Source organism: Xanthomonas campestris pv. phormiicola (assembly GCA_025666215.1).
Classification (GTDB): Bacteria; Pseudomonadota; Gammaproteobacteria; order Xanthomonadales; family Xanthomonadaceae; genus Xanthomonas_A; species Xanthomonas_A campestris_A.
Genome location: CP102593.1, coordinates 4,591,552 through 4,607,157 on the forward strand (window position 1 = coordinate 4,591,552; position 15,606 = coordinate 4,607,157).

Below are 15,606 nucleotides of genomic sequence, written 5' to 3' on the forward strand. Positions count from 1 at the left end.
GGGCCGGCGCTGCCGGCCTCGAGGGGGATATGGCGGTCAGGACAGCGCGGCACAAGCCAGCGGCGGCAGCCCGGCGCCGGCCACCGCCGCGGCCAGCTGCGCGTCGGCCTGCTCCACGTCGATGCCGTGCTGGCGGTACCAGTCGGGCTGGTAGTAGCTGTGCCCGTAGCGCTCGCCGCTGTCGCACAGGATGGTGACGATGGAACCGCTGCGGCCCTGCTCGCGCATCCGCGTCGCCGCCTGCAGCACGCCGACGAAGTTGGTGCCGGTGGAGCCGCCGACGCGACGGCCCAGGCGCGCGCTCACGTAGCGCATCGCCGCCAGGCTCAGCGCATCGGGCACCTTGACCATCGCATCGACGCAGCTGGGGATGAAGCTCGATTCCACCCGCGGCCGGCCGATGCCCTCGATGCGCGAACCGCCGGTGCTGGCCAGGCCGGCGTAGTCGCGCCCGGCCAGCGCTTCGCAATAGCCTTCGAAGAACACCGACACTTCCGGATCCGCGCACAGGATGCGGGTGGCGTGGCGGCGGTAGCGCACGTAGCGGCCCAGCGTGGCGGCGGTGCCACCGGTGCCGGGGCTGCACACGATCCATTCCGGCACCGGGTGCGGTTCTTCCTGCATCTGCCGGAAGATCGACTCGGCGATGTTGTTGTTGGCGCGCCAGTCGGTGGCGCGCTCGGCGTACAGGAACTGGTCCATGAAGTGGCCGCCGCTGGCGCGCGCCAGCTGCACCGAATCGGCGTGCAGGTCGCAGGCGCGCTCGACCAGGTGGCAGCGCCCGCCCTGGAACTCGATCGCGGCGATCTTCTCCGGCGAGGTCGCGGCCGGCATCACCGCGATGAACGGCAATCCCAGCAGGCGCGCGAAATAGGCTTCGGACACCGCGGTGGAGCCGCTCGAGGCCTCGATCACCGGCCGCCCCTCGCGCAGCCAGCCGTTGGCCAGCGCGTACAGGAACAGCGAGCGCGCCAGGCGGTGCTTGAGGCTGCCGGTGGGATGGCTGGACTCGTCCTTGAAATACAGGTCGATGCCGGGGAAACCGGGCAGGTCCAGCGGGATCAGGTGGGTGTCGGCCGAACGGTTGAAATCGGCTTCGATCTTCTGGATGGCGTTGGCCACCCAATCGCGAGGGGTCATGGCGGTGCGCAGGACGGGAAAATCGCGTCCACGATACACGCACGCCCCGCGCCCTGGGGCTGCGCCGGGGCGGCAAGGCCGGCGACGTTCACCTGGCGGCGGCGCCTTGGCCGCCCCGGCGCACCGCCGCTCAGTCAGCCTGCCGCGACGCCGAAGCCGGCATCGGCGATGGCGCGCTCGATCGCCGCGGCGTCGGTGCGGGTCTCGTCGTAGTCGACGCCGACGCGGCCGCCGTCCAGCACGACCGCGGCCGCGGCGACCCCGGCGCTGGCCTCCAGCACCCGTTGCAGCCGCGCCGAGCAGCCGCCGCAGGTCATGCCCTGGACCGTGAGTTCGAGATGGCGCATTGCAGTGTCCTCGTTTGGAAATAACGTTGCCGCCGCGCCGCGCTCAGCGCGGCCGCCAGCGGTTCAGCAGCAGGGAATTGGCCAGCACCGAGATCGAACTCAGCGCCATCGCCGCGCCGGCGAGCACCGGATTGAGCAGGCCCAACGCGGCCAGCGGGATGCCGAGCACGTTGTAGAAAAAGGCGAAGAACAGGTTCTGGCGGATCTTGCGCAAGGTCGCCGCGGACAGGTCGATGGCGGTGGCCACGCCGTCCAGGTCGCCATGCACCAGCACCACGTCGGCCGCTTCCACGGCGATGTCCGAACCGGCGCCGATGGCGAAGCTGACGTCGGCGGCGGCCAGCGCCGGCGCATCGTTGATGCCGTCGCCGACCATGCCGACGTGCGCGCCGCGCTCGGCCTGCAGGCGCCGTACTTCCTCGGCCTTGTGCTGCGGCAGCACCTCGGCCAGCACCCGCGCGATGCCGGTCTGCGCGGCCACGGCCTGCGCGACATGGCGGTTGTCGCCGCTGAGCATGACCACCTCGATGCCGCGCGCCTTGAGCCGCGCCACCGCCTCGAGGGCACCGGCGCGCAACGGATCGGCGATGCCGATGTAGCCGGCCAGGCGGCCGTCCAGCGCGACCGCGACCAGGCTCTGGCCCTTGGCCTGCGCCGCCTCGGCCCGCTGCAGCAGCGCCGCGTCCGGCGCCTGCACGCACAGCTCGCGCAGCCACGCCAGCGACCCCAGCGCCACCTCGCGGGTATCGACGCGGCCGCGCACGCCCTTGCCGGGCACCGTCTCGACCGCCGCCACCGGCAGCGGCAGCGTCCCGCGCACGCCGTCGTCGGCGGCGCGCCGCACGATCGCTTCGGCCAGCGGATGCGCCGACCCGACCTCCAGCGCGGCGGCCAGTCGCAGCAGCGCCGTCGCATCGCCGCCTTGCGCCACGCCGATCGCGGTCACCTGCGGCCGGCCTTCGGTCAGGGTGCCGGTCTTGTCCAGCACCAGCGTGCTCAGCGCGCGGGCGCGCTCCAGCACCTCGGCGTTGCGGATCAGGATGCCGGCCCTGGCGCCCACGCCGGTGCCGACCATGATCGCGGTCGGCGTGGCCAGGCCCAGCGCGCACGGACAGGCGATCACCAGCACCGCCACCGCATGCACCAGCGCGGTGGCAAAACTGCCGCTCAGCCACCAGGTCGCGGCCAGGGTGAGCATGGCGATGGCGATCACCGCCGGCACGAACACGCCGGCGATGCGATCGACCAGATGCTGGATCGGCGCCTTGGAGCCCTGCGCCGCATCGACCATGCGGATGATCTGCGCCAGCAGCGTGTCGGCGCCGACCCCGGTGGCGCGCGCGCGCAGCATGCCGAACTGGTTCACGGTGGCGGCGAACAGGCGGCTGCCCGGCTCCTTGGCCACCGGCATCGCCTCGCCCGACAGCATCGCCTCGTCCACGCTGGAACGGCCGTCGAGCACCTCGCCGTCCACCGGCACGCGCTCGCCGGCGGCGACCACGAACACATCGCCGACGACCAGCTCGGCGACATCGATGTCCACGATCGCGCCGTCGCGCTCCACCCTGGCGGTCTTGGGCTTGAGGTCGAGCAGCGCACGGATCGCCGACGAGGTCCTGCGCCTGGCGCGCGCTTCCAGCAGGCGCCCGAGCAGGATCAAGGTGATGATCGACGCGCTGGCCTCGAAGTACACATGCTGCCCGGCCAGGCCGAACACGGTGACCGCGGCGCTGTACAGATAGGCCATGCCGGTGCCGAGCGCGACCAGCACGTCCATGTTGGCGCGGCCGTTGCGCAACGCCCTGAACCCGGCGCGGTAGAAGCGCGCGCCAATCCACAATTGCACCGGCGTGGCCAGCAGCAGTTGCAGCCAGCGCGGCAAGGGCTCGGCGTGCGCGCCGCTGAGCGCATGGGCGATGCCGGAGATGTCGAACATGCCGAACATCTGCACGAACAACGGCAGGGTCAGCAGCGCCGATGCGGCGAACAGGCCCAGTTCGCGATGCCAGGCGCGGCGCTCGGCCCGTTCGCGTGCCGCCACCTGCGTCCCGTCCATTTCGCCGATGGCGCTGGCGCCGAAGCCGGCGCTGCCGATCCGCGCGACGATGTCGGCCGGCGCGATCAACTCCGGCACGTACGCCACGCGCGCCTTGGCCGAGGCCAGATTGACGCCGCCGGCGACCACCCCGGGCGTCTTCGCCAGCACCGCCTCGATCGCGGCCGCGCAGGACGCGCAGCTCATGCCGCTGAGTTCCAGGGTCAGCGTCTGCGTCGGCACCGTGTAGCCGGCCTGCGCGATGCGCTGCAGCAGCGTCCGCGCATCGACCTGCTGCGGGTCGTAGTCCAGGCGGACGCGCGCGGCGGCGTAGTTGGCCTGGGCATCGACTCCGGGCAATTGCCGGAGCGCCCGCTCCAGGCCGACTGCGCAGGAGGCGCAGCTCATGCCCTGCACCGGCAGGCTCAACGTGGTGGTGGTCGCAGCGTTCATGGCTGCAGTTTGCCCGCCGCCGCGTCGCCGCGGATATCGCCGAGGATCGGGCAGCATTCGGGCTCCCCGCTGCCCGGGCAGTCGGCGACCAGCACGGCCAGCGCATCGCGCATCTCGGTCAGCTGCGCGATGCGCCGATCCAGTTCGTGCAGGCGCTTGCTGGCGCGCTGCTTGATGCCCTGCACGCCATGCAGGCGGTCGTCCTGCAGCGCGAGCAGGTCGCCGATCTCCTCCAGCGAGAAGCCCAGGTCCTTGGCGCGGCGGATGAAACGCACCCGCTCCACGGCGCCAGCGTCGTAGTCGCGGTAGCCGGACGCGCGCCGCGGCGGCGCCGGCAGCAGGCCCTGGCGCTCGTAGTAGCGGACCGTGTCGATGGCGACGTCGGCCTGGCGCGCGAGCGCGCCGATGGTGAAGCGGGACGGAGGGGCGACCGGTTTCATGCGTCCAACCTACTCCCTGGACGTCGGTCCAGGGTCAAGCCGGTGTCCACGATTGTGCGCGAAGCGTTCATTGGCGGCTCACGCAGCGGCCAACGCCTTGCCCGGCGGGCATCGCCGCGCCAACTCGCCCGCCCTGGACCCGGCTCCAGGGTGCCGCGCCGGCGAACCGCGCGCTTGCCGGCCGCGATCACTCCAGTATTCTCTGCACGTCCCCCCAGCGGCTTTTGCGTTCCGTGCCGATCTTCGCCCTGCTGACCCGCCTGCTGCTGTGCCTGAGCCTGCTGCTCAATGGCGCCGGCACGGCCGTGGCGATGCCGGGCATGCACGGCATGGACGACGCAGCGCCAGGCACGGACCATGACCATGCCATGGCCGCAGGCCATGCCGGCAGGCACCTGCATGCCGCGCAGGTCGCCAGCGCGGCGATGCCCTGTCATGAAGCCACGCCGGCGCAGGTACGCGAACACGAGCACGACGGCGACGGCCACAGCAAGGGCGGCAAGCACGGCTGCTGCGGCACCGCGGCCGGATGCCAGTGCCCGCATGCGCAGCCGCTGCCGGCGCTGATCGCGCTGCCGCTGGCCTTGCCGGTCGCCGCGCAACGCCTGTTCCCCGGCGGCCGCCAGGATGGCCGCGGTGCGCCCGGCCTGCCCCGGCTGGAGCGACCTCCCAGCGCCTGATCGCGACGCCGCCGCCCGCTCGGGCGGCGCCACGGCGACCGCGCATCCGCGCGCCGTCGCTTCCGCGCACGCACCGCCCACGCGGTCGCGCATCGCATCGCATCGAGGCTCGCTCATGAAACCACCTTCCTCCGGCCTGCCGGCGCTGCCGTCGCGGCGCCGCTTCGTCACCGGACTGGCGCTGGGCGCCGCCGCCGGCCTCGGCGGCCTGTCGCTGCGGCAAGCCCAGGCCGCAACGCTGGCGCGCAATGGCGCCGTGCCGTATCAGCTGCACGGCACCGACTTCGACCTCAGCATCGGCAGCGCGCGGGTCAACTTCACCGGGCGCGAGCGCCCGGCCATCACCGTCAACGGCAGCGTGCCGGCGCCGATCCTGCGCTGGCGCGAAGGCGACAGCGTCAAGGTGCGCGTGGCCAACCGCCTGCCCGGGCACACCCAGACCTCGGTGCACTGGCACGGCCTCCTGCTGCCGGCGAACATGGACGGCGTGCCCGGCATGAGTTTCGACGGCATCCATCCCGGCGAAAGCTACCGCTACCGTTTCACCCTGCGCCAGTCGGGCACCTACTGGTACCACAGCCACTCGCTGCACCAGGAACAGGCCGGCCTGTACGGCGCGATCGTGATCGACCCGCTGCAGCCGCCGCCCTACCACTACGACCGCGAACACGTGCTGCTGCTGTCGGACTGGACCGACCTGGACCCGGCGGCGCTGTTCCGGCGGCTGAAGAAGATGCCGTCCTACGACAACACCTACCAGCGCACCGTCGGCGACTTCCTGCGCGACGCGCGCGAAGACGGCCTGCGCGCCACCCTCGCCGACCGCGGCATGTGGGGACGCATGCGGATGACGCCCAGCGACCTGTCCGACGTCAACGCCAACACCTACACCTACCTGCTCAACGGCGTCGCCCCCGGCGGCAACTGGACCGGCGAGTTCCGTCCCGGCGAGAAGCTGCTGCTGCGCCTGATCAACGCCTCCAGCATGACCTACTTCGACCTGCGCATCCCCGGGCTGAAGATGACCGTGGTCGCCGCCGACGGGCAATACGTGCACCCGGTGAGCGTGGACGAACTGCGCATCGCCGCGGCCGAGACCTACGACGTGCTGGTCGAACCCGGCGGCCAGGACGCCTACACCGTGTTCGCCCAGGACATGGGCCGCACCGGCTATGCGCGCGGCACCCTGGCCGTGCGCCAGGGACTGCAGGCACCGGTACCGGCCAACGATCCGCGCCCGCTGCTGCGCATGCAGGACATGGGCCACGCCATGGGCGGGCACGCCGGCATGGACCATGGCGGCGGCGCAACCGCGATGAAAGGCATGGAAGGCGGCTGCGGCGCCAGCATGGGCATGGCCGCCATGGCCGGCATGCATCACGCCACGCCCGCAGCGCCCAGCGCGCACGCGCACCCGCGCAGCGAACGCGGCAATCCGCTGGTGGACATGCAATCCTCCGCGACCACGCCGAAGCTGGACGATCCCGGCATCGGCCTGCGCGGCAACGGCCGCCGGGTGCTGACCTATGCCGACCTGCACAGCCTGTTCGACGACCCCGACGGCCGCGAACCCGGGCGCGAGATCGAACTGCACCTGACCGGCAACATGGAGAAGTTCGCCTGGTCCTTCGACGGCATCCCGTTCGCCAGCGCCGAGCCGCTGCGGCTCAACTACGGCGAACGCCTGCGCATCGTGCTGGTCAACGACACGATGATGCAGCACCCGATCCACCTGCACGGCATGTGGAGCGACGTGGAGAACGCCGCCGGCCGCTTCCAGGTGCGCAAGCACACCGTGGACATGCCGCCGGGCACGCGCCGCAGCTACCGCGTGCGCGCCGACGCGCTGGGCCGCTGGGCCTACCACTGCCATCTGCTGTACCACATGGACGGCGGCATGATGCGCGAAGTGCGGGTGGACGCATGAACGCCGTACCGCTGGCCACGCTCGCGCAGGCCATTGGCCTGGTGCTGCTGGTCGCGCACGGGGCTGCAGGAGCACAGCATGTGCATGCGCCTGGAGTTGCCGATGCCGATATCGCAGCATCGGCCACCGGACCTGCATCCGCATCCACATCCGCACCTGCGGCATGCGTGTGTCCGCCGCCCGCCGTCGCCGGCGGCGATGACGCAGCGACGGCGCATGCCGGCATCGATCACGCTGCGATGGGTCACGCCGCACAGCTCGCCAATGCTCCGGCCGCCGCGACGGCGCGCGACGGGCGCATGCAGCACATGGACATGGACATGGACATGGATCGCGAAGCACATGCCGACCCTGCCATGCCGGACCATGCAGACATGCAGCACATGGACATGCACCCGGCCACGATGGAGCACGGCATGCCGACCGCAGCGCAGGCCGACAACGCCATGCACGACCACGCCGGGATGCAGCCGGGGACTGCGGAGCCGGGACCCGGGACCAGGGAGCGGGAACCCGCAAAAGCCGAAGCGCGCCATGCTCACTCCAGTACAGCGGCGACGTGCGCCTGCGCCGGTGCGCCCGCGTCGGCGCTACCGCGCGAGCCGATCCCCGCGCTCACCGATGCCGACCGCGCCGCCGCGTTCCCGGTCCTGCGTCCGCACGCGATGCCGCATGCGCCGTCGCGCACTGGCTACCTGCTGTTCGACCGGCTGGAGGGCTGGGACAACGACCGCGGCAGCGGCCAGGCCTGGGAGGCCAGCGCCTGGTACGGCGGCGACATCGACCGGCTGTGGTTGCGCAGCGAAGGCGAGCGCAGCGGCGGCCGCACCGACGCGGCGGACCTGGAAGCGCTGTACGGCCACGCGGTGTCGCCTTGGTGGGACTTGCTGGTCGGCGTGAAACAGGACGTCGCCCCCGGCGATGCACGCACCTCCGCCGCGTTCGGCGTGCAGGGCATGGCGCCGTACAAGTTCGAGGTCGCGGCCACGCTGTACGTCGGCGAAGGCGGCAAGGCCAGCGCACGGCTGCAAGGCGAATACGACGTGCTGCTGACAAACCGCTGGATCCTGCAGCCGCGGCTGGAAGCGGATGTGGCATTCGCCGACGATCGCGCACGCGGCATCGGCAGCGGCCTGTCCACGCTCGAGGCCGGGCTGCGCCTGCGCTACGCGATCAGCCGCCGCTTCGCGCCGTATCTGGGCGTGGTCCACGAGCGCGCGTTCGGCGCCACGGGCGACTATCGGCGCGACGCGGGAGACGCCATGCGCGACACCCGCGTGGTGGCGGGCGTGCGGGTCTGGTTCTAGCGGCCCATCCCCAACGTCAACGAAACGTCGTGGAAACACTTGTGGGAGCGACGTCAGTCGCGACGCGCGTTACCGGTGAAGCCCGTCGCGACTGACGTCGCTCCCACATGGGCTAGCGGGCAAGTTCTTCGCGGCCGCGCGTTGCTCGCCACCGGCGCACGCCCATGCATCAATCCAGTGGCACTGCCGCTCAGGCGCGCAGCGAACCATCCTCCCCGATCCGCCAGCCGCGCGGCGGACGCAGCGCGCCCAGCGTGCGCACCAGTTCCTGGTAGCTGCGCGCCAGCTGCGCGAACAGCCCGGCGTCGCTGGCGCGGGTCTCGGCCACTTCGTAGTAGGCGCCGCGGCCCAGGTCGATGAAGTAGTCCACGCTGACCCGGCGCCGCTCGGCCACGCCGGGGAACAGGCCGGCGATCAGCAGGCAACCGTCGCCGACCTCGCGCAGCGCGTCGGCGCGGGCGCGTCCGACCTGCTCCTGCGCGTGCAGCCAGGCCAGCGCCTGGGTACGCGACAGCAGATGCCCGTCGGCCTGGTAGCGCAGCAACACGAACACCAGATAGCTTTCGCGCGATTCGTCCAGCGGCCGGCCCAGCCGCTGCCCTGCCTCGTGCACCAGCGCCTGCCACAGCTCGGCCGGCGCCCCCTGTCTGAAAGACTCGTAAATGCGTCCTCCTGCGTGGTGGGAACCCTCGCCAGGAGCTTATGCATATCCCGGGCCACTGCGTTGGCAGCCGCGGGCGCAGGCTGCCAATCGCGGGCCGACCTGCCGCGCTGCGAGCGCGGCCGTCGGCAAGCGCCAGACGCTCAATTGATGTTGCGCGTGCGCCCTTCCCAGAACGGCCGCCTCAACTCGTTCTTCAGCAGCTTGCCGGCGCCGGAAACCGGCAGGCTCGCGACCACCTCGACGCTTCGCGGGCACTTGTAACCGGCGACCCGCGTGCGGCAATGCGCAGCGAGTTCCTGCAGGGTGATCGAACAGCCCGGCTTCACGACGACGAATGCGTGGACGGCTTCGCCCCATTCCTCGCTGGGGATGCCGATGACCGCGCAGCCCGACACCGCCGGATGGCTGGCGATCGCGTTCTCCACTTCGTTGGAATAGACGTTCTCGCCGCCCGAGACGATCATGTCCTTGGCCCGGTCGACGATGAACACATAGCCTTCCTCGTCGACGTAGCCCATGTCCCCGGTGCATAGCCAGCCGGCATCGAACGCGCGTTCGGTGGCTTCTTCCTGGTTGAGATAACGCCGCATGACATTGGGCCCACGCACCAGGATCTCCCCCACCGTCCCCGGCGCTGCTTCGCCGCCCGTGCCATCGGCGATCCTCACCAGGGTGTGGCAGAAGCAGCGGCCCGCCGAGCGCAGGCGCCCCTTGGCACGCTGCGACGGCAGGTGCTGGTCCGGCGGCAGCACGCTGATCGTCGCGGCGACTTCGGTCATCCCGTAGACCTGGTAGAACGCGACCTGCGGGAATGCCAGCAGGGCACGCTCGATCAGCGCCTCGGGCGCGGGAGACGCACCGTAGAGCAGATGGCGCACCGAACTCACGTCGGTCGAAGCGAACTGCGAATGATCGATCAGCGCCTGCAGCATGGCGGGCACCAGCAGCAGATCGGTCAGTCGATGGCGCTGGATCAGGGCCAGCACCGCATCGGGGCGATACGCGGCAAGGAATACGTGGGTCCCGCCCCCAAGCACCTGGCCGGCGGTATTCATCAGGTCGGCCAGGTGGAACATCGGCGCTGCGTGCAGCGAGATCGCATCGCCGCGGAAGGGGCCCTCGAGCATCAGCCCCATGGCGGAGATCAGCACGCTGGCATGCGACAGCAGCACGCCCTTCGGCAATCCGGTGGTGCCGCCGGTATAGAACACGCCGAACACGTCCTCGCCGCCCAGTCCTGCATCGTTCACGGGCGCGCTCGCCGCGATCAGCGTCTCCACGTCCACGCATCCCTCGGGACAGCGGCCGTCGCCGCAGAAGACGACGACACGCAGCTTTGCGCAAGCGGCCAGCAGCGCGTCGGCCAGACCGGCGAAGCCGTCGTCCAGGAACAGGATCTCCGACTGCGAGTCGTTCAGCGCATGCTGGATCTCGGCCGGGCTCCAACGGAAATTGACCGGATTCACGATGGCGCCCGCCCATGGCACGGCGAGGTAGTACTCCAGATAGCGATCGGAATTCAGACCCAACATGGCAATGCAGGTATCGCGCACCGCACCGTGCGCGATGAGCCCCGCGGCGAGCCGCGCGACGCGGTCGATCAGTTCGCCATAGCTGCGCTGGCGATCGCCGCAGATCGTCGCGATTCGTTGCGGGTGCAGGCGAGCGGCGCGATGCAGCCCCTGGGTGAATTGCAGACTGAATTCCGATCGTTCGGTCATGGCTTGGCTGTCCCGCATCCCGATTACCCGATCCGGGCGATCACGCTCTTGGTTTCGAGGTAGTGATCGAACACGTCCTCGCCGTTCTCGCGTCCCCAGCCCGATTGCTTGAAGCCGCCGAACGGCATGCTCGGATCCGGGCTGAGCTGGGTATTGATCCACACCGTGCCGGCCTGCAGCCGGCGCGCCAACTGGTGTGCCGCGGCGAGATCGCGCGTGTGGATGTGGGCAGCCAGGCCGTAGTCGCTATCGTTGGCCATCGCCGCGACCTGGTCGAGGTCGTCGTAGGGCGTGGCCATCAGCACAGGCCCGAAGAATTCGTCGCGGAACCCCGGATTGGCCGTGTCCTCGGTGACCAGGATGGTCGGTGCGATGTAGTAGCCGGGACGCTGCGCCTGATGCCCTCCGCTGAACACGGCGGCGCCCGCTTTCACGCTCGCCTCCACCTTGCCGAGCACCGCGTCCAGCTGCACCTGGCTGATCACCGGCCCGAGCAGCGTGGCCGGGTCGAGCGGATCGCCGATCGGCAGCGCCGCGGCCACCTGCGCGACGCCCTCGAGCACCTTGTCGAACTGCTTGCGCGGCGCGAACAGGCGGGTGCCGGCGAAACAGATCTGCCCCGCGTGCACGAACGCGGACTGCGCGGCGCCGGGGATGGCGCTTTCCAGGTCCGCATCGGGCAGCAGGATCGTCGGCGACTTGCCACCCAGCTCCAGCGTCACCCGCTTGAGATCCCTGGCGACGCTGGCAAGTATCTGCTTGCCGACCCGGGTCGACCCGGTGAACGAGATCTTCGCCACCCCGGGATGATCGACGATGGCCTGGCCGGTCGCGGCATCGCCCAGCACCACATTGAACACCCCCGGCGGAAACCCCGCCTGCGCGGCGAACTCGGCCAGGCGCAACGCCGAATACGGGGTGTTCTGCGCCGGCTTGAGCAGCACCGTGCAGCCTGCCGCCAGCGCGGGAGCCAATTTCCACACCGCCAGCACCAGCGGGTAGTTCCACGGCACGATCAGTCCCACCACGCCGACCGGCTGGCGCAAGGTGTAGGCGTGGAAGTTGGGACCATGGATGGCCGGCACCTGCGTCTTGCCGGTCAGCTTGCTCGGCCAGCCAGCGTAGTAGCGCAGCCATGCGACCGAATACGGCACATCGATGCCGCTGGAGAAGGCGATCGGCTTGCCGCTGTCCAGGCTTTCCAATGCCGCCAGGTTGGCCGCATCGGCTTCCAGCAGTTCGGCGAAGCGGTGCAACAGGCGTTCGCGCGCGCAGGGCGGCATGTCGCGCCAGGCCGGGTCGTCGAATGCGGAGCGTGCGGCGTTGACGGCGCGATCGACCGTGGCGGCATCGCTGCGCGGAATGTCGCCGATGACATCGCCGCTGGCGGGATCGCGCACGTCGATGCGACCGGTATCCGGTGCATCGACGAACCTGCCGCCGATGAAGTTGCAGGCGGTCGGGAGCGCGACCGGTCGGACTGGACGATTATCGGGGTTCATCGGGTTCCTGCCATAGCCTGTGAAGTGGGCGCCAGCCGCGCCGACATCGCAGCCCACGGTTGGTGCCGGGGAGACGCCACGCCGAAAAACGGCAGCGGACATCCGACGCGCTTGCGCGGACAACCGGTCCCGGCGCCGCCGCGCGAGCGGACAGCGGCGAGCTGGATCGCGCTCAGAAGTGGTACTCGATCCCGGTGTGCACGATCAGCGGATCCAGGTGGACGGCCACGGAAGCGGGCGGCCCGCCCAACGCGGGGACCGTTCCCCTGGCCCGGGTCTGGACCAAGATCTTGCGGGCATCCAGAAACAAGGACCAACCCCGTTTCAGCGGCACGTCGATTCCCGCCTGCAGCACGCTTCCCCACGCGCTGTCCACCTGGAGGCCGGCAACGTCGCCGTCGTCCGTGTCGAACACATACACGTAGGAGGCGCCGGCGCCGACATAGGGCACGATGCGACCGTTCGGGTTGAACCGGTACACCGCCGTCAGCACGGCCGGCCCGTACTTGACCTTGCCGAGCTTGCCGCTGAGCGGCGGCACGAGCGCGTTCAGCGATCCGGAGGTGGTCAGTTCGGTGGTCGGGGGAACGCCGACCGCCAGACGCAGGCTCCAGCGGTCGTCGAGGTCGTAACCGACATCCACTCCCAGCGACGCATTGTTCTTCGCCGCGACGCTGCCGCCGGGAACCTTGCTGCCGGCGACGGACACCGTGGAGGATTCGTTCCAGAACACCCCGACCGGCCCGCCGCGCAGGCTCCAATGCGATTCCTCCGCGGCCGCCGTGCCGACGCCGCACAGGCCCAGGCACAACAGCGGGACAAAGGTGAGCGCGCGTACGCGCCTGTGATGCGATCCGTGGTGCATGAACGTGTTCTCCGACGAGAGGGGACACGCGGATGTACCGGCGCTGGCTATCGGTGGGGGACAGTCAACCGCCATCGGCGTGGTGCCATGATCGGGCGCTTGCCGCGCGGCGAACCCATGCGGAAGTCTGGTACGCGGCTACCGCATCGCAACAGCGGCGTTCAACCAGCGAAGGCCGCGCGATACAGCAGATAGATGCCGAGCAATGCCAGTGCGCCATGCACCAGCACCGCCGGCCGCGGCGCGCGCGCGCGGAACAGCGTGCGAAACAGGATGAGCCCGCCGCACAGCGCCGCCAGCAGGACGCCCAGCGCCCACCAGGCGAGCGGCGGCAGCGCGTCGCCGCCATGCAGGTTTGCCGCGAACAACACCAGCAAGCCGAGCAAGCCCAGCAAGCCGTGCGCGGTCGCACACCATCGCGGGAATCGGATCCGCAATCCGATCAGCAGCGCCAGGCTCAGTCCCCCCAGCGCGACCGCCGCGAACAGCGCCAGCCCCCATTGCAACACGTTCATTCGCGCACTCCCCGTGCTGTTGCCATCAGCCGCGCTCGCCCGCCGACGGGCGCCGCGTCATTGCTGCAATCCTCTTGCGAGGATGATTCTCTGGATGTCCGAGGTGCCCTCGTAGATCTGGCACACGCGCACGTCGCGCCAGATGCGTTCGACCGGGTAGTCTTCGACGTAGCCATAGCCGCCCAGGGTCTGCACGGCGGCCGAGCACACGTGTTCGGCGGTTTCCGAGGCGACCAGTTTGGCCATGCAGGCCTGCTGCAGCGCCGGGACCCCGGCGTCCTTCAGCCGCGCCGCGGACAGCACCAACTGGCGCGCCGCCTCCAGTCGCGCGCGGCTGTCGGCCAGCCGGAACGCCACCGCCTGGTGCTGCAGCAACGGCTTGCCGAAGCTGCTGCGCTCGGCGGCGTAGGCGATGGCGGCCTCCAGTGCGGCCTGCGCCATGCCGACGCTCTGCGCCGCGATGCCGATGCGTCCGGCCTCCAGGCTGGACAGCGCGATCGCGTAGCCCTGCCCTTCCTCGCCCAGCAACGCCTGCTTGGAAAGATGCAACTCCTGGAAGGTCAGGCTGCAGGTGTCGCTGGCCTTCTGCCCGGTTTTGCGTTCGACCTTGCTGACCTGGTAACCAGGGGCATCGGTCGGCACCAGGAACGCGCTGATGCCGCGCTTGCCCTTGTCCGGATCGGTCACCGCGAATACCACCGCGTAGCGCGCGATCTTGCCGCTGGTGATGAACTGCTTGCTGCCATCGATCACGTAGCCATCGCCGCAACGCCGCGCGCGCGTGCGGATCGCGGCGGCGTCCGAACCGGCGTGGCTTTCGGTCAGCGCGAACGCGCCGATGCCTTCGCCGCGGGCGGCAGGCTTGAGTACCTCCTGTTTCTGCGCGGGCGATCCGAACCGCTCGAGGATGGCGCAGAACGGCGCGTTGTGCACGCTCATCAGCGTGGACACCGCGCCGTCGCCCTCGGCGATGGCCATCAAGGCCAGCGCGTAGCCGACGTAGTCCGAGCCGACCCCGTCGTAGTCCGGCGACACGGTCATCCCCAGCAAGCCGAGTTCGGCCAGTCCGCCGATCGCCTCCGGTTCGATGGTCTTGTCGCGCTCGCGCCGCGCCGCGCCGGGCGCCAGAACCTCCCGCGAAAAGCGCCGCGCCGCCTGGTAGATGAGTTGGTGCTGCTCTTCCATCGATCAGACCGCGGTGTAGCCGCCATCGACGTCGAATTCGGCGCCGGTGATGTTGCGGGAGAGATCGGAGACCAGGAACAGGATCGTGTTGGCGACATCCTCCGGCTCGGTGAGGCGGCCGTTCGGAATCAGCCCCAGCACCAGCGCGGCGCCTTGTTCGGGAGACGCGACCAGGCCTTCCTGGATCAGTTCCTTCAGGCCGTTTTCCAGCAGCGGCGTGTTGCCCGGGCCAGGATGCACCGAATTGACCCGAACGTTCGCGCCGGCGCGGGCGAATTCGGCGGCAACCGACTTGGTCAGGATCGTGACCCCGCCCTTGGTCGCCGAGTAGGCCGCCTGCGCCACCGCCGCAACCTGACCGAATACCGAGGAAATGTTGACCACGGCCGCGCCGCCGTGCGCCGCCGCGGTGGCCGACAGCAACGGATAGGCGGTCTGCATGCCGATCCAGATACTGTCCAGGTTGATCGCCTGCAGTGCGTGCAGTTCGGCCAGGCTGGTGCGCAGAAACGGCTTGGTCAGCATCCTGCCGGCGTTGTTGACCAATCCGTCCAGGCGTCCCTGGGTGCGTTCGCCGGTGTGCGCGATCACTCGCCGCCAATCCTCTTCGGAGCTGACGTCGTGGGCGAAGCTCCATGCCTGCGCGCCGTGCGCGGCGCAAAGGCGCGCGGTCTCGGCGGCGCCGTCGCCATCCAGGTCGGTGGCGACGACCTTCGCCCCCGCCCTGGCCAGCAGCTCGCTGGTGCGCCGCCCGAAGCCTCCGGCGGCGCCGGTGACCAACACGACTTTTTCATTCATGTTCAACAGATTCATGGGCATCCCTGG

14 protein-coding genes are annotated in these 15,606 nt (G+C 70.2%); 3 read left to right on the forward strand and 11 right to left on the reverse strand.

Going from position 1 to position 15,606, the window contains the following annotated elements; translation table 11 throughout:
• Positions 1-36: 36 nt before the first annotated feature.
• From NRY95_19340 to NRY95_19355, 4 genes are all read right to left on the reverse strand, one after another.
• Positions 37-1,140: a PLP-dependent cysteine synthase family protein gene (locus tag NRY95_19340; protein UYC15819.1), complete on the reverse strand. Its 1,104-nt coding sequence runs from the start codon at positions 1,138-1,140 to the stop codon at positions 37-39.
• A 134-nt stretch (positions 1,141-1,274) separates the two neighbouring features.
• Positions 1,275-1,487, reverse strand: coding sequence for a heavy-metal-associated domain-containing protein (locus NRY95_19345; GenBank protein ID UYC15820.1), 213 nt, complete (start codon positions 1,485-1,487; stop codon positions 1,275-1,277).
• A gap of 43 nt (positions 1,488-1,530) precedes the next feature.
• Positions 1,531-3,975 (reverse strand): heavy metal translocating P-type ATPase, encoded by a 2,445-nt coding sequence (locus NRY95_19350; GenBank protein UYC15821.1) that lies wholly within the window; start codon positions 3,973-3,975, stop codon positions 1,531-1,533.
• The gene (locus tag NRY95_19355; GenBank protein ID UYC15822.1) at positions 3,972-4,415 is read right to left on the reverse strand and encodes a heavy metal-responsive transcriptional regulator; all 444 of its coding nucleotides are present in this window, start codon (positions 4,413-4,415) and stop codon (positions 3,972-3,974) included. Before NRY95_19355 ends, NRY95_19350 begins: the two co-directional genes overlap by 4 nt.
• 233 nt (positions 4,416-4,648) lie before the next feature.
• On the opposite strand from NRY95_19355, the gene NRY95_19360 reads away from it, so the two are divergent.
• From NRY95_19360 to NRY95_19370, 3 genes are all read left to right on the forward strand, one after another.
• Positions 4,649-5,095, forward strand: a complete 447-nt coding sequence (locus tag NRY95_19360) for a CopL family metal-binding regulatory protein (GenBank protein UYC15823.1) — start codon at positions 4,649-4,651, stop codon at positions 5,093-5,095.
• Positions 5,096-5,210: 115 nt separating this feature from the next.
• Positions 5,211-7,022 carry a copper resistance system multicopper oxidase gene (locus NRY95_19365; GenBank protein ID UYC15824.1) on the forward strand — a complete coding sequence of 604 codons (1,812 nt, stop codon included), beginning with the start codon at positions 5,211-5,213 and terminating at the stop codon, positions 7,020-7,022.
• Between the two features lie 356 nt (positions 7,023-7,378).
• Positions 7,379-8,329 carry a copper resistance protein B gene (locus NRY95_19370; protein UYC18643.1) on the forward strand — a complete coding sequence of 317 codons (951 nt, stop codon included), beginning with the start codon at positions 7,379-7,381 and terminating at the stop codon, positions 8,327-8,329.
• 190 nt (positions 8,330-8,519) lie between these two features.
• Here the strand turns inward: NRY95_19370 and NRY95_19375 are convergent, their stop codons facing one another.
• From NRY95_19375 to NRY95_19405, 7 genes are all read right to left on the reverse strand, one after another.
• Complete coding sequence (locus NRY95_19375) at positions 8,520-8,993, reverse strand: hypothetical protein (GenBank protein ID UYC18644.1); 474 nt, start codon at positions 8,991-8,993, stop codon at positions 8,520-8,522.
• A 140-nt stretch (positions 8,994-9,133) separates the two neighbouring features.
• Positions 9,134-10,714 (reverse strand): long-chain fatty acid--CoA ligase, encoded by a 1,581-nt coding sequence (locus NRY95_19380; protein UYC15825.1) that lies wholly within the window; start codon positions 10,712-10,714, stop codon positions 9,134-9,136.
• 23 nt (positions 10,715-10,737) lie between these two features.
• Positions 10,738-12,216 carry an aldehyde dehydrogenase family protein gene (locus NRY95_19385; GenBank protein ID UYC15826.1) on the reverse strand — a complete coding sequence of 493 codons (1,479 nt, stop codon included), beginning with the start codon at positions 12,214-12,216 and terminating at the stop codon, positions 10,738-10,740.
• A gap of 172 nt (positions 12,217-12,388) precedes the next feature.
• Positions 12,389-13,081: an outer membrane beta-barrel protein gene (locus NRY95_19390; GenBank protein UYC15827.1), complete on the reverse strand. Its 693-nt coding sequence runs from the start codon at positions 13,079-13,081 to the stop codon at positions 12,389-12,391.
• Between the two features lie 161 nt (positions 13,082-13,242).
• On the reverse strand, positions 13,243-13,596 hold the full coding sequence (locus NRY95_19395; protein UYC15828.1) for a hypothetical protein: 354 nt from the start codon (positions 13,594-13,596) through the stop codon (positions 13,243-13,245).
• Positions 13,597-13,653: 57 nt separating this feature from the next.
• Complete coding sequence (locus tag NRY95_19400) at positions 13,654-14,781, reverse strand: acyl-CoA dehydrogenase family protein (protein UYC15829.1); 1,128 nt, start codon at positions 14,779-14,781, stop codon at positions 13,654-13,656.
• Between the two features lie 3 nt (positions 14,782-14,784).
• Positions 14,785-15,579: an SDR family oxidoreductase gene (locus NRY95_19405; protein UYC15830.1), complete on the reverse strand. Its 795-nt coding sequence runs from the start codon at positions 15,577-15,579 to the stop codon at positions 14,785-14,787.
• Positions 15,580-15,606 lie beyond the last annotated feature (27 nt).